The following is a 22,313-nucleotide window of genomic DNA, read 5'->3' as shown; positions in this document are numbered from 1 at the left end:
TCATTTCCCCTTTTTTGTTTTTTTAACTAGCCTTAGTAGCGCGGGGAAACTGAGAACAGAGCAAAAATAGATCGCTTTGAAGGTGGCTTCATGGTCTGCTATTTTGGAGACCTAAAGATTGGTTAAGATCGGACGGGCACCATTTTGCAGCAGGGATCTTTTCCAAGAGAAAAAATCTGTAAAAAAAATCTTGCTTATTAACCGTATTATAACCTCAGACAATTATACCGAATAGCGTTTGTGATTCAGTCAGTTACTATTTGAAGTACTTGAGATTTAAGTGTATTAGATAATTTTGCAACTAACTAATTTTCAGTTCATTAAGATTAATTTTAGTTGTTTTTTTGATTTGATCGAATTAATTTAGCCTCCATAATAAACCAATTAACAATTATTTCAACGCTAAATTCCCATAAATTATGGCCAAAAAATTAACGCTCTTGATTTCAAGTGTCATTGCATGCACTTATATGGCAAATGCACAAAATCGAACCGTCAGCGGTACTGTGGTGGATAGCCAGGGGAAGCCAATTCCACAGGTGTCCATCAAATTAAAAAATCGTTCTGGGGGAACGACAACAGATGATCAGGGAAAGTTTACTTTGCCTGTTTATCCCAAGTCAACTATCGTACTTTCTAGCGTGGGCTTTCTTAACAAAGAGCAGGATGTCGACGGTCAGACAACACTAAATATAACGATGGAGTCCGGAAGTACCGAGTTGACTGAAGTGGTGGTCATCGGTTATGGAACAGCTTCCCGCAAGGATGTCACCGGATCGATTGCCAGCGTAAAAGCCGAGCAGCTAGAAAATGAAAATCCACAGAGCGTTTCCGACTTATTAAAAGGTAATATTGCGGGTTTAAGCGTCTCGCAAAATACTTCAGCAAAGGGGGGCGGTGACCTCTTGGTACGTGGTAAAACGACACTTAGTGCTTCGACTTCTCCTTTGATCGTATTGGATGGAATTATTTATAACGGGCAGCTTTCCGATATTAATCCCAACGATATACAAACCATAGATGTATTGAAGGATGCAAGTTCATTGGCCGTTTATGGAGCGAAAGCTGCAACGGGTGTCGTTGCTATCACGACCAAAAAGGGAACGAGCGATAAACCTGTGCTAACTGCCAATACCAATTGGGGTTTAGCGACCCTTGCACAGAACCAGCGGGTATATAATGGCCCTGATTTCCTAAAATGGCGGGCGGATGTAGGTCGTGCCGGCGGAACCCGGCCATCTTATTTTTATGACGATCCACGCAATCTTCCGGCAGATGTGACTTTTGACCAATGGCTCTCGGGTGGAAACAAAGATCTGGATCCGGTAGATATCTGGCTGGACAGACTTGGTCTTGTGGCAAATGAAAAAGCCAATTATATGGCCGGTAAGACGGTCGATTGGTATGATGAGATCTTTAGAACCGGGATTCGTCAGGACCATACCGTTAGCATGAGCGGAAGAAAAGAGGATGTCAATTATTACATGTCCGTCGGATATAACAAAAATCAAAACCTGATCGAAGGTGGTGAGTTCAGTACATTCCGGGCGAGATTAAATCTGGAGGGCAAAGTGACGAACTTCTTGCGCATGGGCGCCAATGTACAATATGCTGATCGTGATGAAGGGGCAATTGAAGCTGATTGGGCCCAGTTGATAAATTTATCTCCCTATGGTGATAAATACAACGCCGACGGTACATTGAGAAGAATTCCGACCGATGATAGTGGATTGAATGCGCGTAATCCCTTCCTGAATATGACGTACAATGATCGGATGAACAAGCAGAATACCCTTTTTGCAAGTCTTTTTGCAAAGGTTAATCTTCCTTTTGGCATTAGCTATCAATTTAATTTTAGTCCTGGAGTCGATATGTATCGTACGTTTAACCACAATTCCTCCGCCAATCCCAATGTGACTATTGTGGGTGGTTCGGCAAGCCGCGATCAGGAAACGCGTTATAACTGGCAAATCGATAATCTGTTGAAATGGAACCGCAAGTTTGCTGAGATCCACAATGTAGACGTGACACTTTTGGCAAACTCCGAGAAATACCAAACCTGGTGGACACAGGCCGCCAATCAGGGATTTGTTCCTGGAGACTATCTCGGCTACCATAATCTTGCCAGTGGAAATCTGCCGACTGTCAATAGTGAAGACAAAGTCTATACGGGCGACGCGCTGATGGCTCGCGTTAATTATAGCCTTATGGACCGTTATAATTTAACGTTATCCGTACGTAGAGATGGCTACTCGGTATTTGGGGTCAACAGCAAACGGGCAACTTTCCCAGCTGTGGCCGGCGCATGGACCTTCACAGAAGAGTCTTTCATGAAAAATATTTCATGGCTCAACTACGGTAAATTGCGTCTTTCTTATGGTATCAATGGCAATAGAGATCTGCGTAATCCCGATAATGGCACAGTGGATCCCTATGCTGCATTATCGCAACTGACGGTCAATAAATATCAGACCGTGGATGCCAACGGTACTCCTGCCGAGGTGAATACCGTAGTGATCGGTTCACGAATGGGTAATGAAAACCTCAAATGGGAACAGACCACTTCACTCAATGCAGGCCTGGACTTCTCGATCCTGAAAGATCGGATTAGTGGATCGGTCGATGTGTATAGCAAAAAGACAAACGATCTTTTGGTCAAACAGACGCTTTCCAGTGTGTCGGGCTACCAATTTGTTTATTCCAACTTGGCAGAAGTGAAAAATAAAGGACTCGAACTCAGTTTGACCAGTCGAAATATCGTCGACGGGAACGTCAAGTGGAATTCCAATTTTATTCTCTCTTTGAATCGCAATAAGATTTCACGGCTGGCTACAGCAAATGATGACCCGGGGAATGGCTGGTTTATCGGACAGGATATCGATGTGATATGGGATTATAAAGTCTTAGGGGTATGGCAGGAAAATGAGGTTGAAGAGGCCAAAAAATATACCAAGGCAAGCATTCGTCCAGGAGATTTCAAGCTTGAGGATGTCAATGGTGATTATGTGTACAATGACGATGATAAACAATTTATTGGTTATCGCTCACCCCGCTTTAGCTGGTCGCTTCGTAATGAGTTCAATATCTTCAAAAATATAGACTTCTCCTTTCAGCTGATTTCCAACTGGGGACAGAAAAAACAATTCAACCAGGCAAAGAACAACCCTGGAAGTGTTGGTTTTATGCGCTCCACATCCTACATTCAGCCCTATTGGACACCAGAAAATCCGACAAATGACTATGCGCGTTTGGGTAGCGGTGCCAATGGAACCAGTTTTAATGTCTATTGGAAAAATAGTTTTATTCGGTTGAATAATGTGTCTCTCGCTTACTCTTTGCCAAAAACACTTTCCGAACGTATGAAAGTAAGAAATCTTAAAGTATATGTCAATGTGAACAATGCGGCGGTATATGCGCCAGTTTGGAACTATTGGGATCCGCAGAATGATGGACCTACACCACGGTATTATACACTAGGCTTGAATGTATCCCTTTAATCAAATCAAGAACATGAAGAAAATAACTATAAAAGTAGCGGCCGTTGTGGCATCAATAGCATTGTTGGCGGCAAATGGGTGTAAAAAGAGCTTTCTAGACTCCGATCAGCTATCACAATATTCTCCAGATAACCTAAACAATGTCGATGCCCTTAAAGGAGTTTTGAATGCTTTGGGAAAAGCAGCCCGGGGCGAATTTTTTGGCGATGCAGCACCCATGTTGTCCGAATCTATATTTTCAGATGTAGCTGTGGAAGGAACGACTGATAAGGCTACACCTGCGCAAAATTTGGTTTCGCTGATTACCCCCGATGCCAATCTCAATAGTGATGACTTTAATAAAATAGGTTGGTATTGGACAAACTTTTTCGCTGCAGTCCGTTCGGCAAATACCATTATTAGCAATATCGACCGCCCAACATATAGTTCAGAGGCACAGAAAAATGAAATCTTGGGAGCAGCCTATTTTTATCGCGCTTATTTTTATTACAGATTAGTGCACGAATTTGGTGATGTGCCCCTGCAGCTGAAAGATCTTTCGGCGCCCAAATACGATTTTTATTCGACCAAAAGAGAGGTCATTCTGAAGAAGATGAAGGAAGATTTAGAATTTGCGCAACTATGGGTGAAGGATGGCGTCAATAAAGGTGATGTGACCAATGGAGCCGTCAACCATTTGCTGACAAAGATAGATTTGGCATTGGGTGACTTTGATGGTGCTATAGCAGCCAGCAGTCGAGTGATTGACGGGGGTAAATATGCCCTGATGAAAAGCCGTTTCGGTAGTACCGCTGCGGATTTGTCAAAAAATGTTGTTTGGGACTTGCATCGGATGGATAATAAAGCGATACCGGCCAATAAAGAAGCGCTCTTTTTGGTAATTGATCGTCAAACATTGCAAGGCCGTACGGATCTGGGGTCTCAGTTGATGCGGAATACCGTCCCAGCCTGGCATTTTGCCAATTTAAAAATCCCACAGGGAGGTCTCCAGGCGATTGTGGATGCCGTGAATGCAGAGATCCCGCTGACACGGATGTACGGTCGTGGCATTGGCCGCTATCGCGGTACCTACTATAGTACCAAAGAAATATGGACAGATAATACAGATTACCGGCATGCAATGGGGATGTGGATGGATATGACAGATCTGGTGTATAATAATCCCGCCATCAAGGCCTCCAAAGATCCTGCAATCAGTAGCCTTTATGGTAAGCCTATCCAACAGTTTACGAACGAAAATATAGATAAGGTATTTACCAACGGTTCGTTGGATACCATTCGGCACTGGTTTGGCTGGCCGCATTATAAAGTCTTCATCAACTCGACCAATCCATATGCCGAAGACCCCAATTGGAATCCACCGCGTGGTACTAACACCGACTGGTATGTGTTCAGGCTGGCAGAAACCTTTTTATTGCGCGCAGAGGCCTACATCTGGAAAGGTCAACAGGCGCAAGCCATGGCAGATATTAATGCTGTTCGTGGGCGCGCGAATGCTGCCCTGTTACAAAATGCAGCAAAAGTGAATATCGGTACCGTACTGGATGAAAGGGCGCGCGAATTATTTTGGGAGGAAGCTCGTAAATCTGAGCTGACACGTATTGCCTATATCTTTGCACAGACCGGCATTCCGGCTTATAATGGTAAAACATATAGCATGGCCAATTTCTCGCAGAACAACTTCTTCTATGACCGCATTATTGAAAAAAATTCATTCTATCGTAATAAAGTTCCAACGGTACAAGGTGTGCATTATGAAATTGCACCATACCATGTGTTGTGGCCTGTTCCCGCGTCGGCACAGCGATTTAATACGAATGGGATGATCAATCAGAACCAGGGCTATGCAGGAGCTGAAAACAATGTGCCACCACTCGATAAGATTGTCGAATAAGTACGATTGGCAGTCTTGCGAGGAAGCTAGGTGCTTTCTGATAATTTTGTTATTTTGATCTGCTAAAACCGGATAGGCTACGTAACCGAATACTGTTGCCTATCCGGTCATAAATAACCAAAAGAAAGGGGTGAGACGAGTTATGTGTACCGTAAAAAGGATGAAAATACGCGGATTTGTGATTTTGCTATTGTTGTTTCAAATGGGTTTGCTATTTGGCCAAAAGCCCATAGCCTTATCGTCGGGTACTGCCGAACATATTTTTAAAACTGCAGAGGTATACTATCTCGAAGACAGCAGCAATATGCTCTCATTTGAGGAAATACGATCGTCGGAGCATTCTCAGCAATTTAAACCTAACGAGCGGTATTACCCTAAAAACTTCAATCGCTCCTCTACCTATTGGTTTAGGGTGAGAATGCATTTTGATCAACAGATATCGCGCGACCGGGTGATGGAATTGTTCGATCAGACTGCCGACGTGGTGGAGGCATATATTCCCAATGGTGCGGGTGGCTTTGCTCACTATCAGACCGGCGCCTCAATTGATTTCGAGAACAGGCAATTCATGCATAAGAATTTTGAATTTTTAATTCCTTCATTGCAGAGAGGGACTTACGAGGCTTATTTTAAGGTACGTTCAAGACAGATGGTCAACGTCATTCTGGTCTATCGTACTCTAGATCGTTTTGTTCAGTATACGTTGACCGAATACTTTACTTTCGGCCTGTTCTATGGGATGATCATTCTGTTTAGTTTCAATAATCTACTGATGTATTTTGCCGTGAGAGGACGCCAATACCTGTATTATGTCCTCTATATATTGTGTGTAGGATTATACGAGATGTCTTCCGATGGCGTTGCTTTTCAATATCTATGGCCGGGGAATCCCTGGTTCAATCAATACGCAACAGCCGTTTTTGTTTGCTGTGTCAGTGTGTTTGCTTTACTATTTACGAAATCCCTGCTCCATGTAAAACAAAGAGAACCTCGGTTGAACCAGTTGCTGAACTTGATCATTATCCTGAGAATCCTGTTTTTTGTGTATTGCCTGGGTTTTAACCAAAATTGGTTTATCTATAAATTTGTTGAGATAGTGCCGTTGTCAGCTGCTTTTTTCTCGGGGATATGGCTATGGAAAAAAAACTATCGTCCAGCCCGCTATTTCGTGCTTGCCTATACCTTTCTTTTTTTGGGCTTTGTATTGAAAGTAATCTATGTATTGGGTTATGCACGTTTTCTGCCCAGCTCTATCGGACATTATAGCATCACATTTGGCTTTGTGCTGGAGATGACTTTCCTCTCGTTCGCGATTCATGATAAGGTCCGGCTATTGAAAAATAGAAAAGAAAGAGCACAAAAAAGAGTTATAGAACAGATGAAGATCAATGAGAAGCTTCAGGAGATGCACAACAGGGATCTCGAACGGAAAGTGCAGGAACGTACGCTGGAAGTGATGCAGAAATCAGAAGAATTGCTGGAAAAATCCGAAATTATTAAGGATCAAAATCGCGAACTGAAAGAAATGAATAGCCTGCTACGGGCACAATCGGAAGAGATTAACCGCATGAACCAGTTGTTGACAAAGGACAATAAAAACTTGCAGACCAATATTGAACGGATTACCGATGATCGCGTACTTTCTAAGGAAATGAATTTTGAGGAATTTGGGATCAAATACCCAGATAAGGAGACCTGTTATAAGATCTTGTCCGACTTGAAGTGGAAAAAGGAGTACCGTTGTCTAAAATGTGGACATGCCAATTATTGTGCAGGTAAAACACCCTATAGCCGAAGGTGTACCAAATGTACTTATGAAGAATCTGTGTTGAACAATACAATTTTTGAAAATGTCCGTATTCCAATTAATAAAGCTTTTTATCTGGTTTATCTGGTCCATTTCCATCAGGGCGACATATCTTCCTATAAGCTTTCGCAGAAATTGGGTATTCGGCAGAGTACCTGCTGGAATTATGCCAGCAAGGTAAAAGACATCTTGACCACAAGTGGCAAAAAACATAAAAAAAATGAAAAATCAGGTTGGACAAGATTGGTGCTACAGGCGCTGGATCGACCAACATAAATGCTATACATGAATATTATATTTAAACAACTTATCAACCTATGCTATATAGGCTGTCTATTTTTCTCTTGGAGCGTACATGCGCAAACTATACTGGATGGAAGAGTTTCCGTTGATTTCTCGTCAAACTGGAAATTCAGGAAATACGACGATTCTGTGGGCCGGATAGCGAAGCAACAGCAACAAACCGTGAATCTTCCGCATAGCTGGAATATCACTGATGTCATGGACGATACGCCTGGCTATTATCGTGGTGCCACACAATACCAAAATACCTTACGTTGGAAAACGAGCTGGCAAAATAAACGAATCGTACTTCATGTGGGGGCCGCCAATCAGGAAGCACTAATATTGGTTAATGGAAAGGAAGTAAAAGCCCATCGTGGGGGCTATACGGCTTTCCATGTCGATATTACAGATTATCTGCACCGAAAGGAAAATGCAAGAAATACCATTGCCATTCAAGTCACCAATCGCTTCAATCAGGATATTGCGCCATTAAGTGGCGATTTTACGTTTTTTGGAGGTATATACCGAAAAGTGTCTTTGCTCCTGTTAGATCAGATTCATTTTGCTGATCCAGTTTATGGAAGTAGTGGTTTGCGCGTAAATGCAAAAGTTGATGCAGGCGTAAATGCGACAATTAATCTTGATGGAGCGATTCAGAATGCTTCCGCATCACAACAAGCGGTTGTGATTGAAACTACGCTTGTTGATGCCGATGGAGTGACGATAAAAACGGTACGGCAAAAAGAAAACCTGAAGCCCCATGCTGGTCATAATTTCCGTTTGGACATGTCCCAAATTAAGCAGCCAAGATTGTGGTCGCCAGACGTGCCATACTTATATCGTTTGATAACGCGGATTTATGATTCCAAGGGCCGACAGCTGGACCATCTGGATAATTCCGTGGGCTTCCGCTGGTTTTCATTCGATCCCGAAAAAGGGTTTTTCTTAAACGGAAAAGCACTGAAACTAATCGGTGCAAGTCGACATCAGGATTTTAAAGGTATGGCCAATGCCGTCCCCGATGTTCTACAAATACAGGATCTTGTAAAGTTAAAATCGATGGGGGGCAATTTCTTGCGTGTGGCCCATTATCCGCAGGATCCCGCGATACTGAAAGCTTGTGACAGCCTCGGGATCCTGGCATCGGTAGAAATTCCACTTGTGAATGAGATTACAGAAAGCCCTGCTTTTGCCGAACATAGTTTTCAGATGCAGAAAGAGATGATTAGGCAATATTTTAATCATCCAAGTATCATTATCTGGGGTTATATGAACGAAATCTTTCTGCGTCCCCATTTTCCGAAAGATAAAGACCGTCAGGAAAAATATTTTAAATCGGTGGTATCCTTGGCGCAGCAATTGGAAAAGCTTACACGTAACGAAGACTCAACCCGTTATACCATGATTGCCAACCATGGCAATTTTGAGCTCTATCATCGGACAGGACTGACCAAGATCCCCATGCTTGTGGGCTGGAACCTGTATCCGGGTTGGTATGGTGGTAAAATTGCTGATTTTGGGAGGCAGCTAGAACATATTCATCAGCAGTTGCCCGATAAACCACTTTTGGTTACCGAATATGGGGCAGATGCCGATTATAGGATACAGGCCAGTAAACCGATCCGTTTCGATAAAAGTATCGAGTATGCCGTCCTATATCACCAGGGATATCTCAACGACATCTTACAGAAGTCCTTTGTTTCCGGCGGGGCGGCATGGAATCTCTCGGATTTTAATTCAGAAACCCGCGAAGAAAGCATGCCGCACATCAATACCAAAGGCCTGTTGACTTGGGATAGGAAAGAAAAAAACACGTATTTCCTTTACCAGGCTTATTTAAGACCAGAACCTTTTATTAAGATCGGTGTCACGCATGGAAAAAAATGGGGCGTACGGACTGATGCTGACTCCGCATTGATAGGTTCTGGATCGCTGCAGTTGCCCATATTCAGTAATGCTGATTCCGTGGAGCTCCTGCTGGATGATGTGTCGTTGGGCGCAAGGAAACCAGTGGATCGGATGATAATTTGGCCCCTAAGCCTAAGTCGTGGATCACATGTCGTGAAAGCCATGGCTTTCCATAACGGAAAATTAAGCGTTATGGATGAATCTATGTTGGATTGCGAGGTGTTGCCCTATGATCTAAAGAAGGATAAAAACTGGAAAGAACTCCGCATTAATGTGGGTGACAATCGGGAATACATTGATTCGATGGGAAACCGGTGGTTCCCAGACCAGCCCTATGAGAGGGGAAGCTGGGGTTATGTAAAGGGCGAAAAGTATCGTCTGAAAAATACAGGGCGGGAAAACCTGGGGACCGATGTTAACATTCGTGGTACGGAAGATGATCCGCTCTTCCAAACGCAATTGCAGGGATTGGAATCCTACCGATTTGATCTACCTCAAGGCGATTACGAGATCGAATTGCTTTTTGCCGAATTGGACGGCCCGAATATCAAGAAAAATCTCTTGTATGATCTCGACCAGCGGGAAAAGAAACAGGAGGAAAAGGGGATAGATCGCGTTTTTGACATTCGCATTGGAGATGATGTACTTGCTACGGATTTAAATGTCCTGCGTGAAGTCGGGGCATTTAGGGTGCTTCGTCGAAAATTTTCGACGAAGGTGCACGATGGCCGAAGCTTGGCGATTTCCTTTATTCCTAAGAAAGGTGAGCCGATGCTGAATGCGATCCGACTAAAAAAGATAAACCAGTCAGTCAACCCATAAATAAATGAAACTTATGCAGCCATTTAGAAACTATATCAAGCCTGTTGTAGCGTTGTTGATGATACAACCCGCCCTTGCAAGAACAAACGCTAATCTAGGTAAAGTAGCTTATGCTGGGGCGCAGGGAACTACAGTAACCGCCGTCCTGGCACAGCAATCTGATCCGCGTGAGCTTGCAGAAGGTCCAAATGGCCTAGGTGAAATAGCTGTGACGAAAGCCAGGCCGCAAGCGGCTGTTGAAAAAGATAAATCCCAAGCAGGTGGTCCAGAAGTCTTCATCCAACAGGGACGAATAGGCCTTAACTTCAGTAAACGGCTGATCGATAAAAAGATGAAAGGGCCCTTTCTGATTCGACGGAGCCAGGGCAGGTTGGGCGATTATCAAACTATTGCCAAAGTCACGCAGCCCAAATTTATGGATCAAGTGCTCGCAGGTAGTCCATATGACTACTATTATGAGATCCAGACCGTAAAAGGAGAGTTTGTTGCACGATTGAGTCTAGAGCTCCAGCTGTTTGGTGAAAATACGTATGTTTATAGTCCAGCAGATCATAAGGCTCGTGTCGGCATGGAGGTCAATCAGCTCCATGAACAGATGTTTGGGCAGGAATTCAGTCCCAATCGTTATGCGCTGCTTTTTAAGTCGGGCGACTATAAGGATGCCGGGCTATTGAAGATTCCTTTTTATGTGCAGATTGCTGGATTGGGCAAAGTGCCTTATGATGTTGCGGTTTCCAATATACATACGCCGCCACATCTTGCCGATGGGAACGGGACCTGTACATTCTGGCGTGCAGCTGAGAACCTTTCTGTCATTGGTTCGGAGAGCTATGAGGAAGAGCAAACATTTAAATGGGCGGTTTCCCAAGCGGCCCCCCTACGTCGTATTTATTCCACCCGGGTCGTGCGCAATCAATGGGCAAATGGATGGGTTAGTGGTGGTTATACTGCGGACTGTTATTTTGAAGCGGCAGCGGGTTCCAAAAATCAACAGCAGTGGTATACACGAAACTCGTTTCTAAACAAAGGAAGAGGAAAATTTGAAGAAATTAAATACAACTATTGTTTTCAGGGAGTAGACTTTGGCCCCACAGTCGATAAAAATAGCTATCAAAATAACTGGGCTTCTGGAGGCAATGTGACAGTGATTCCAACAACACCTATAATTCGCGAGAAACCCTTTTTATTTTTTGATCAGGATGGGCGTTACAAGGTTTTTCGTCCTGCATTACAACATAATCATGCTGGTGTATCCTATACGCGGAACAATATGGGGGCGGGTGATATTATTGATGTAGTAGAAGATTTTTATGTCGTGAAGCCCGGCGATTCAGCAGCGGAAATGAACCGACAGTTGCAGCGGGGTAAGCATCTGTTGATTACGCCCGGGATGTATGAGTTATCCGAACCTCTTCATGTCAGCAAGGCCAATACCATCATACTCGGACTGGGGCTAGCGACCTTGATCCCTGGTTCAGCCAATCCGCATACCGCAATAGACGTTGATGATGTTGCGGGTGTCACTGTAGCCTCATTGATGTTTGATGCACATTATAGCTCCCATAGTTTGATTGAGGTGGGTCAAGAAAAGAGCAGCATAAGACATGACCGTAACCCAACCCTGTTGGCGGATTTATTTTTGCGTATTGGCGGATTTCGAGCCGACAAAGTCCATGTAGACCAATCGGTTATTATCAATAGCAATGATGTGATTGGCGACCACTTTTGGATATGGCGTGCCGATCACGGGGTAAAGGGCAGTGTTGGCTGGGACATCAATACCACACGTAATGGTTTGGTGGTCAATGGAGACCATATGACCATGTATGCTTTGTTTAATGAACATTTTCAGGAGTATCAAACCTATTGGACCGGTAATTATGGCCGGACTTATTTCTTTCAGTGTGAAAGCCCCTATGATGCGCCGAATCAGGCGGCCTATCGAAGTGAGCAGGGGACACGTGACGGCTTTGCAGCTTACAAAGTTGCCAATGAAGTAGTGCAACATGAGGCTTATGCATTTGGAATATATGATGTGCTGGTCAATCCGATTCGGATCGAAAGTTCGGTGGAAGTGCCGGTAAAACCCGGCGTAAGGCTCAAACATATTTGCAATAACAGCTTATCCAACGGCCCCAATAGGGGGTTTGGCTACGTGATTAATCAAGTCGGAAAAAGTACGTACAATACCCGGAGGGATAACCGGACGTTTGTGGTGGAGTTTCCTTGATGAGAATTTGATTTAAGAAATTACTCATAAATAGACGAAATGCAGTACGTTCTATGAAAAAAGTTTTTGACGTTACAAAAAAATTAAGATTTTTTAACATTTTGAAAATAGCGAAATCGATTGCGTAACAAAACGCAATCGATTGTGTTTTCAAAAGCACCATTTTTAGCAAAATCGAGGTTTTGATATATTGATAAATTGGAAGATTTTAGTGTCGAAAAGAACACTATAAACCAAACCCAATTTATGGAAATGGACATCTACACCAAAAGGAAGTGGACGAGAATAATCCCGCTTCTATTTAGCCTAATGCTGTTCCAGTTATTCTCTTTTGCACAAACGAAGATAACGGGAAAAGTACTAAACAATAACCGACCTCTGCCTGGGGCGACGGTTTTTATTAAAAATAACACAAAATCTGTCACCTCAACCAATGGTGCTGGAACATTCGAAATTCAAGCCAAGTCAGATGATATTCTGGTTGTCAAAAGCGTTGGATTTGAGACGCAGGAGATAGCTCTAGGAGGGAGGCAAAATGTCTCAGTAAATCTAGTTGAATCAAGTAACGAGCTCGGAGAGGCAATTGTGACCGGATATACAACCATCAATCGTAAAAAAAGTACCGGTTCGATTGCGAGTGTGACTAGCAAAGATATTGAAAATCTTCCTGCGGCTAGTATTGACGTCTTGTTGCAGGGAAAACTACCTGGAGTAAACGTCCAGAACTTCACCGGACAACCTGGAATGAAGACCTCTTTGGTCATCCGCGGAAATACCAATATTCCCCGTTCCAATAATGATTTTGATGCCGACAATTTGACCAGTAACCCATTGTATGTCATTGATGGAATTCCTACATCAGAAGACGAAATCAAAAGTTTTAATGTTACTGGAACTAACTTTCTTGCAAGTCTAAATCCCAATGACATCGAGTCTGTTGACGTTTTAAAGGATGCATCAGCAGCAGCGCTATATGGAGCGAGAGCAAACAATGGCGTTATTTTGATCAAGACTAAACGTGGTCAGTTGGGACGTCCAAAATTTAGCCTAAATACCTATCAAGGTTATGTGACTAAACCGGCAACAGTTGCTACGCTGATCGGTGCGGCAGAAAGAAGAAAGAAACTGGAATTGATTTATAAGTTTGCGAATGATGCTCAACTTCAAACGATACCTCAGTTATTGACAGATAGTTTGAATCCAGCATTTAATAACAACAATGATTATCAGGATTTATTCTATCAATCTGGGTACGTACAGAACTATGACCTTTCCGTTTCCGGGGCTACCGAGAATTTAAACTATAGGGTCAGTGGCGGGATGTATAATGAAAAAGGAATTGTAAAAAGTACTGGTCTAAAGCGCTACTCTTTTACGAGTAACTTGATTTTTAATATCACGAAGCAATTGGAATTTCTGACCAACTTCAAGGCTTCGACCAATAGACGCATGGATGGTAAAGGAAGTACGGAGTTCTTAAAAACCAATAGATACCGTAACGTTTTTGCTATTAATCCAGTGGATATGCCAACCTCATTGCTGGGTATGAGTCAAGACGATATCAATAGTATTGTGAATCCTTATGACTATCAGCGAAACGACAATATTAATGTGGATCTAAGTGGAGTCGGTGAGTTAAGATATACCTTCTTAAAAGATTTCCGTTTGAGCACACGTAGTATCATTAATTATTCTACGGCAAAAAATGATTTTGCTTCACCATCTATTTTAAATACTGATGGTCTAGCTTATGCGAAATCGACTTATACACAGTATAGAAAATATTTGTTGACCAACTCTTTATTATGGACAAAATCCTTAAATGACGTACATAACTTTACGGCTACGGCAGTTCAGGAATATGAGACGCGTAAAAATGAGGGTTTGTATTTGTTAGGAAAGGATATTCCAAATGACAATATTCAAGTAATCAAAGGTGTGAGTTCCCAAAACCTGAATGGATATTCTGATCAATCGACCTATGCGAAGTTATCATTCCTTGGTGCGTTTCACTACGATTATAAAAGTAAATATTTATTAGATGCCGTATGGAGAGCGGATGCTTCTTCAAGATTCGGTAAGAATAACAAATGGGGATATTTCCCATCTGTAGGTGCTGGATGGATTGTTTCGGAAGAACCTTTTATGGAATCCAAAGAATGGGTTGATGAATTGAAACTGCGTGCCAGCTGGGGACGTACAGGTGATGAAAGTAGCATCGGTGATAATGATCGTTATAATGCGTTTGTTGCTGGAGACGGATCTTATCCAGGGAATTCTGGGAATACTTATGGCGGTGGTACGGCAATTATTCCAAATTATCAGGGTATAACCAATGATAACATTACTTGGCAGAAATCAGATACGTGGAATGCTGGATTTGATGCATATTTATTAAAAGGGAGACTAACGATCAATTTTGATACCTATGTAAGAACAACAACAGGACAGATGTTGCAAATCTGGATACCAGAGTATTCCGGATACTTGCAAACTTTTACGAATGCTGCTGGGGTTAGAAACTCTGGGATAGAGATTAATATCCAAGGAAAAGTATTTGAAAAAAGCAAAGAATTCCAATGGATTCCGCAACTGAACTTATCATTTAACAAAAACGTTGTCACAGCATTACCTAGTGGTAACCGAGATTTGTATTATGATGGAGGGGTATATGTGGTGGGTAAACCCCTGAACATGTTTTATGGCTATCTTGTGAATGGAGCCATTAGCTCATCCAACGATATTATTGTAAACCCCTATACTGGTGCGGTAGGTGCCACTAAATGGGGAACATTAAAACCGGGTTATCCAAACTGGGTTGATGTAAATGGTGATTACAAGATTTCGGATGCCGTTGGTGAAAACGATATGACCTTTTTTGGCGATCCCAATCCTAAAGTGACCGGTGGTTTTATTAATAACTTTACTTATAAGGGCTTTTCTTTACAAGTCTTGACAACATTCACATTCGGTAGAGATATTATAAATAATACCTTCGCCCGTCGCATGTCCAATGGTTTCTTTTATGGAAATCCAATAGATTTATCTAAAGCATCGATCGGAGATTTAGACAAGTATAATTTTTGGCAACAAGAGGGCGATATGGCTAGATACCCTGCAGCAAATCCGTATATGGGATTGTATGCTTGGAGAGCTGGTCAATCGATGTTTATGGAGCCAGGATGGTACGTGCGGATCAAAAATATCAACTTAGCTTATCGTTTTAATAAAGGTCAAAATCCTTGGATGAATCGTTTAGGAATCAATTCACTCAGATTATATGGTACAGTGGATAACGTTCACATGTTCCAAAAATTCTCAGGTGTAGATGCCGAAATGGTTGATGCGAGAGGCTTTGATTATGGTGACGGTTACCCATTGCCATCTAAGTACACTTTAGGTGTTCAATTCGAATTTTAATAGCTAGCAATATGAAAATTTTAAAAATAACATATAAAAAGATAGGGGTCGTCGCAACTCTTTTCTCCACTATGATTCTAGGATCATGTAACAAACAATTGGAGAATAATTTAATTAATGATACCTATGCGGACACTTTTTGGAAGAATGAAAAGGATTTTACGGGTGCAACTTTAGGAATGTACAGTTTATTCCGGAAAGCCATGGTGACGAACCAAGCCTTTTTCGCGTGGGGGGATACTCCTGTTGGAATTTTAACCACCAGCTCTGGTACACTGCACTCGGATATTTATACGAGCGGTAGCTTTAAATTACCTTATCGAGAAGGGGGCGGGCTTAATTGGACAAACTGGTACCGAGTCATAAATGAAGCTAATTTGATCATCAAGAGAATTCCTGAGATTTCGGAAGATAAATTTTCAGCTGGAACCAAAAACTACCTTCTTGGTGAAGCATATTTTATGCGCGCACTTTCGTATTTCTATATGACACGGGTTTGGGGAGATCTGCCTTTACAAACTGAACCGACAGAAACAGCTGATCAAGCTGTATTGATTGGTCGTACATCAACCGATGATATTCTCAAATTTATTGTTAGTGATGCGCAGAAAGCCTCAAGTTTATTGACTTGGGAAGGGGTTGACGGGCTTGGTCGTCGTCGGGCAAATAAAGCTGCGGCTTTGGCCTTGTTAACACATGCGACTGCCTGGCAAAATGACTATACGAAAACGGTGACATATGCGGATTCCATCATCAGTCGTCCAGATCTCTTCGCATTGCAGACAAAAGGAAATGTTCGTAATGTTTTTAAGGAAGCGAGCGCGAAGGAAAACATATTTGTGTTTACAAATAAGGATGCAGAAAATGAATCTGCTTCCTATCAAAACATGGGGGTATTTTCGGGAGCAGTGGGTTTTATTACAGTAAGTAATAGTATTTACGTAAATATGCCAACGACATTACCAGTCTATTATGTGACGAATACAAAATTAGAGGAAATGTATGGCAAGGAGGAAGATGGTGACACCAGAAGAACGGACTTCTTCAGAAATATCACCAATTCGGAAAATAATTCGTTGATGAAGTATTCTGATATTGTCTACAAAAATGCGGCGACCAATTCCGATCCTAGGGTTGAAAGTAATTTGGTGATTTTTAGATTGGCCGATATGGTTTTATTAAAAGCGGAGGCTTTAAATGCGCTAGGAAAGGATAATGAAGCGTTGACAGCCGTCAATTCGATTAGAAGCAGAGCAGGTGCCAAAACCATGATTAGCAGCGCTGGCGCAAACTTGAAGCGGGATATATTGAAGGAAAGACAACGTGAATTGATTGGAGAAGGTCATTGTTATTTTGATATAGTTCGAAATGCTTGGAAAACGAAGAATAATAATCTTTTCGTACAGTTGGCTTCTTGGAGTATGGATGCTACACGTATGGAACAAAAAGGTTATTTGTTCCCAATCGAGAACAGCATTTTGAACTCGAACCGATTAATCTCTCAGAATCCTTATTGGATGGGTAAATATTAAGCGAATCAACATGAAAAATACATTTATATATTTAAGTATTATTGCTTTGGTAACAATTTTTAGTTGTAAAAAAGAAGCGGTAATAGATGGTGGCGTAAGTGATCCACATGTCAATATGACAACCTATGATTTCTTGAAATCGCATCCGCAGCACTTATTCGATACAACCTTGATGATTATCGATAAGGCGGGATTAAAAGATAAAGTCAACAGCGCGGGAACCTTTTTTGTCCCTACAAATTATTCCATTCGTAATTTCCTATTAGCGAAACAGAATGAATGGCGTAAAAAGGATGAACGACTTAACTTTAATCTGGATTCATTGTTTAAATATTATCCACAAAAAATGCTCCAGGACACGATGAGTGTCTATCTTTTCCCTGATCGTATCGTTCGGGATAATTTAACCGAATCGGGAACTATGTTTCAGACACAGGAACCAACGACCAAGCTCTTGGTGACCTTGGAAAAATCTACTAGTGGTGATTATTTGCAGGATGGAATTATTTCTCAGGGGCCTAAATTGCTCTATTTAACAAGAATCTACGGTGAGCGGGATGTTATGAAAAATGGTGGGTTATCGGACCCTTCAGGAAAAGCAAATCTCAACGATACCAAATTGCTTTGTCAGACGTCGGGTATTATTTCAACGACAGGCATCGTGCATGTGTTGAACAACCAGCATATTTGGGCATTTAGAAGATAAATTTAATTGGTATTAATATGAAAAATAGATATAAGATATTTGCATACATCGGCGTATTGGCATCCTTCATGTATGTAGGTTGTAAGAAAATTGAAGTTGGCTATCTGAGTGACAATATCCGTTATGGATCAAATCCGATTGCTGTAGATCAAGGAACGTTTTATATAGCAACAGGAATTATTCCTGATGCCTCAACGCCACCGTTTACAGTAACGTTATTGGATGTTCGTAATAAAGCGACAGGAAAAAGAGAGGAGACTTTTTTTAAGGAATACGACGTCACTGTTTGGAAGGAGAAATATGACCCTAAAACAGATACAACACTTGAATTGATTAATAGTAAACGAGGTATAGAGAAAAAGTTGCCGTTTACTGTTCTAGAAAAAAGTGGTCAGTTTATGTTCACTCAAGCGACAGATAATGTCCCCACGGGGGAGTATGAGGTTGATATACGTGTGCAAAATCCAAAAGGTACAAAAGATTATAAGAATATAACAACGATCAAGTTGTCTCCGGTAAAAGAATATACGTATGAAAATGTGCCTTACTTTATCGCAGTTGAAGCAAATAGCGAAACAGGTATTCGTTTTCCTTATGATGATCAATGGATTGATCAAACCAAAGGGCAGAGCACTAGTTTGACCTTAAATATTAAACGTGTAGCAGACGGTCCTAATCAAATTGTATTGAAGGTTTACGACAAAAACGGAGCATTATTTCCCGGTAGCGCTTTAGATAGAAGGCCATCTGGCAATGATTTCCTTAAAACATTGGCGACTTTCGCTTATAAAACCACCGTTACAGACACAGCTGTGGTCTATGATTATGCACAAGTGAGATTCCCGGATGTATATTGGGATAGTCAGTCAAACGGGATCAACTGTTATTACAGAATTCAATCGAAATGGATTCAATCAATAGACTATGCGGATACTAAAAACTGGAACCCGCCAACAGATATGAAGTACTTGACATATGATCAGCCTGTTAAGCTTAATATTCGTTTTAACACGAAGATATACAAAGCAGGGAAATATATTTATGAACTTCATTTGAAAGCGACGAAAAATCCAAATGCGAAGTAGGAAGCGTTGCGTTTAGATTATTGAATAACTTAATGTACTGAGAGGGGGAGTGTGAAATAATACTCCTCCTTTTTTTTGTTAACAGAAAATTATAACCCTTTTATATTTTTTAATTAAACTTAAATTTTTATGAAAAATTTTAATTTCCTTATTCTATTATGTGTTTTGATCGGTATCAATTCAGGTTGTTCAAAGCCCGATGTTAACGAAGTTGTTAAAAATGTAGATTTTCCAAATCGAGTTTTAAAGGCTAATCAGCTTACGCAGCCAACAGTTACTTTGCAAGCATCCAGTACAGGAACGGCTATTACCGCAAATGTAAGTTTAAGTAATTTTGATCCAGATTATGTGGTTACTGAGGTGAGCGTTAGCTGTAATGGCACAGACGGAACTGTTATTAATAGTGTTTTGGGTGCAGGAGGAGGAAATGTGATATTTTATGGAATTAAGGGATTTAGCTATACTGTTGTGGCTACTGTTTCCTATAAATCCAAGACAGGATCCACCATGTCCCCAATTTCAAAAACGGCAACACTAAATATTTCTCAGTCTGGAGGAAGCGCATCCTGCACGTATCCTTCGACGCTGGCTAATCCCAGTTTTCCTTCTGTTATTGAAAGGAATGGAAACTATTTATTCATGGAAGATGGCGAATTATTTGTATTGTATCCAACTGATAATAAAATTAATGTAAATATAGTGGTATTATATAGAGAAAGAGGATCTAATCAAGAGTGGAGCCAAACGGATCCAATAAATTCAATAGGGGCTTATTTTCCTGGAATCGGACAACTTACTCTTGTACGAATTGTCGGATTAAAATCTACTACAGAATATGAACTGAAATCTGCAATTCAATGTAATGATAAGCTTGTGTTTACTCCAGGATTATTCTATGCTTCAACACTAGCATTATAATTTCCTAATTGCTGCGGTAGTCTATTTGTTATTTTATGTTACGTTAAAATTAATGATGAAAAGAAAATTTATTGCCTTTGGGTTCTGTCTACTGTTAAGCGCCAATTTGAAGGCTCAAACGGCTCAGGATTTCAAACAAACTTATGCTGATCTTTCTGTATTCGAAGATCCTTTGGCGTTAACACTGAAAAAGGGAGTTAAGAAAAAACAGCTTAATCAGATTGTCGATACGACACTGCGCCGGGTAGCGCAGTCTATACTTGATGACAACTATAACAAGGATTATAAATATGCGACTTATTATGCCTTGTTAGACCCGACAACATTGGGCCATCAATTAAGTATTGGGGACGGTTATAGTAAATATGAAAATATGACCGGTGTGTATCTTCCCAAAGGGAAACACATTGTTATCGTAGACGGTATTGCAGCAGGTAAAGAAGTAAATCTTGTTGTGCCCAATTGGTTACGGAAAGCCCCTAATCCGCAGGAACCTACTAAGGATCCGAAAGGTTGGGGGTTGGAAAAACAGGAATTCAGATTGCAGAATGGTGTGAATATTATACAGCTCGATGATTATGGAAGTTTAGCTTATATCGATTATTTCTCGGAAGATCCTGAAAAGGAAAATCCGATTAAGGTTCATTTTCTGACAGGGCAGGTAAACGGTTACTTTGATCTAAAAAAACAGGGAAATAAGGAGTGGGATAGTCTGATCGATCATGCTGTATTCCCAATTATGGATGCAAAAGGCGAGCATATTCAGACCGCTTATCCGATAGAGGCATTGAAACAGTATGCTTATGGAAAAGGGGTCGAGCTAATTCGTAATTATGATTCGTTGGTGTATAGGCAACATCGATTGATGGGGCTGGAGAAGTATAATAAAGTCCCCAAAAATCGTATTCTAGCGCGGGTGAACTATAATTATTATATGTTCCGTGATGGAGATGGTGTTGCCTATATGGGCGATAAAGTTGGTTACGCGATGAAGATGGTGGTAACGCCAGAATCGGTGATTAAAGGGGATCCTTGCTGGGGTTTCAGTCATGAAGTAGGCCACGTGCACCAGACACGTTCGATGTTTAATTGGGGCGGCTTGGGGGAAGTGAGCAACAACCTGTTCTCCTTATATGTAACACGTTCGTTTGGTAATAGAACACGGGTTTCAGAGCAGAATAATTTTGAGAAAGCGAAGGCCGATATTATTGAAAAACGAATTTCTTATTTGTCCGATCCGGATGTGTTCGATCGTTTGATTCCTTTTTGGCAGTTACAGCTCTATTTTGAGGGCGAAGGAAAACGTCCCGATTTTTATGCCGATCTATTTGAGGCTTTCCGTCAGCAGAATATGAATAAACCAAGAAGAGGACGTTCAGATTGGAGTTCAGATCGTATGATGGGGGAACGTAATCCGGCCGTTCATCAGTTGAATTTTGTTAAAACAGCCTGCGAAGTGGCTAATTTGGATTTGACGGATTTCTTTGATCAATATGGATTCTTTTTTGTTGGTACCCTGGAATATGACGATTATGGAAAGTATACCTATACCATGACGCAAGAAATGGTTGATACCTGTAGACGGGCAATTAAGAACATGAACCTGCCCAAACCTAAGGTTGATCTTGCAGCATTAAGAGATTAGAGCAGTTAAACTAGCACAAATGAAGCTCCGAATCGCAGTTAGATGATTCGGAGCTTTTGTTTTTAGTGTGCATATCTTGTGTCTCTTCGTTGTCTTGACATTTTAAGAACTGAATGAGCTTCCGTGAGAAAGAAAGCATTCCTATCCGCTATGAGAGGATACATTCCTATCCTCGGTTAGATTGAATGAGATGTTTTTAGCTTTGATTCACTTATATCTTATCATGGGTATAAATTTTATGGGAGGAGCTAATTCTAATCGTGTATTTATCCGATGTTGAACCTCCCGAATTCTTTTTAAGTCTTTATAGCGTGTTTTTCTGAGTTGTTCGCGTGTTTACAGTGTTGCTGCGGAGTTTTTCGGCTGCGGTTCGGGCCTGTGTTGGCCCTTGGTCGGGGCATCCGGGGGGCATGGTCGCAACCGGAACGCCATTCGTCCCTGGTGCTAGCGGGGTGAGTCAGGGTTATAGTCGAAGGCAACACGGAAGGAACACGGACGCAGCACGCTGGCAGACCGAACCTGTCCACAGGCTGTCCCGAAGCTGTCCCGAAGCTGCTCCGAAGC

General features: G+C 41.6%; 12 protein-coding genes. All 12 read left to right on the top strand.

Annotated elements, in window-relative coordinates:
* The first annotated feature begins 419 nt into the window (after window positions 1–419).
* Window positions 420–3,497, top strand: coding sequence for a SusC/RagA family TonB-linked outer membrane protein (locus B3C94_RS02970; RefSeq protein ID WP_293898747.1), 3,078 nt, complete (start codon window positions 420–422; stop codon window positions 3,495–3,497).
* 13 nt (window positions 3,498–3,510) lie between these two features.
* Window positions 3,511–5,391, top strand: a complete 1,881-nt coding sequence (locus B3C94_RS02965) for a RagB/SusD family nutrient uptake outer membrane protein (protein WP_293898744.1) — start codon at window positions 3,511–3,513, stop codon at window positions 5,389–5,391.
* Window positions 5,392–5,551: 160 nt separating this feature from the next.
* On the top strand, window positions 5,552–7,474 hold the full coding sequence (locus B3C94_RS02960) for a 7TM diverse intracellular signaling domain-containing protein (protein ID WP_293898741.1): 1,923 nt from the start codon (window positions 5,552–5,554) through the stop codon (window positions 7,472–7,474).
* Between the two features lie 9 nt (window positions 7,475–7,483).
* Entirely contained in the window at window positions 7,484–10,213 is a 2,730-nt protein-coding gene (locus B3C94_RS02955) for a glycoside hydrolase family 2 TIM barrel-domain containing protein (protein WP_293898738.1), read from the top strand.
* 4 nt (window positions 10,214–10,217) lie between these two features.
* Window positions 10,218–12,443: a coagulation factor 5/8 type domain-containing protein gene (locus B3C94_RS02950; protein WP_293898735.1), complete on the top strand. Its 2,226-nt coding sequence runs from the start codon at window positions 10,218–10,220 to the stop codon at window positions 12,441–12,443.
* 246 nt (window positions 12,444–12,689) lie between these two features.
* Window positions 12,690–15,863, top strand: a complete 3,174-nt coding sequence (locus B3C94_RS02945) for a SusC/RagA family TonB-linked outer membrane protein (protein ID WP_293898731.1) — start codon at window positions 12,690–12,692, stop codon at window positions 15,861–15,863.
* Window positions 15,864–15,874: 11 nt separating this feature from the next.
* Window positions 15,875–17,395 (top strand): RagB/SusD family nutrient uptake outer membrane protein, encoded by a 1,521-nt coding sequence (locus B3C94_RS02940; RefSeq protein WP_293898728.1) that lies wholly within the window; start codon window positions 15,875–15,877, stop codon window positions 17,393–17,395.
* Window positions 17,396–17,405: 10 nt separating this feature from the next.
* Window positions 17,406–18,101, top strand: coding sequence for a hypothetical protein (locus B3C94_RS02935; protein ID WP_293898725.1), 696 nt, complete (start codon window positions 17,406–17,408; stop codon window positions 18,099–18,101).
* 17 nt (window positions 18,102–18,118) lie between these two features.
* The gene (locus tag B3C94_RS02930) at window positions 18,119–19,186 is read left to right on the top strand and encodes a DUF5007 domain-containing protein (protein WP_293898722.1); all 1,068 of its coding nucleotides are present in this window, start codon (window positions 18,119–18,121) and stop codon (window positions 19,184–19,186) included.
* A 129-nt stretch (window positions 19,187–19,315) separates the two neighbouring features.
* Entirely contained in the window at window positions 19,316–20,104 is a 789-nt protein-coding gene (locus tag B3C94_RS02925; RefSeq protein ID WP_293898719.1) for a hypothetical protein, read from the top strand.
* 52 nt (window positions 20,105–20,156) lie between these two features.
* Window positions 20,157–21,749, top strand: a complete 1,593-nt coding sequence (locus B3C94_RS02920; RefSeq protein ID WP_293898716.1) for a M60 family metallopeptidase — start codon at window positions 20,157–20,159, stop codon at window positions 21,747–21,749.
* A gap of 341 nt (window positions 21,750–22,090) precedes the next feature.
* Window positions 22,091–22,313: hypothetical protein (locus tag B3C94_RS02915; protein ID WP_293898713.1), on the top strand; the 223-nt coding region annotated here is incomplete at its 3' end.

The sequence above is a fragment of the Sphingobacterium sp. UBA5670 genome, assembly GCF_002420705.1.
In the GTDB taxonomy this organism is placed as follows: Bacteria; Bacteroidota; Bacteroidia; order Sphingobacteriales; family Sphingobacteriaceae; genus Sphingobacterium.
Note: the sequence above shows the minus strand (reverse complement) of the source record. Positions and strands in the feature narration are given on the sequence as shown.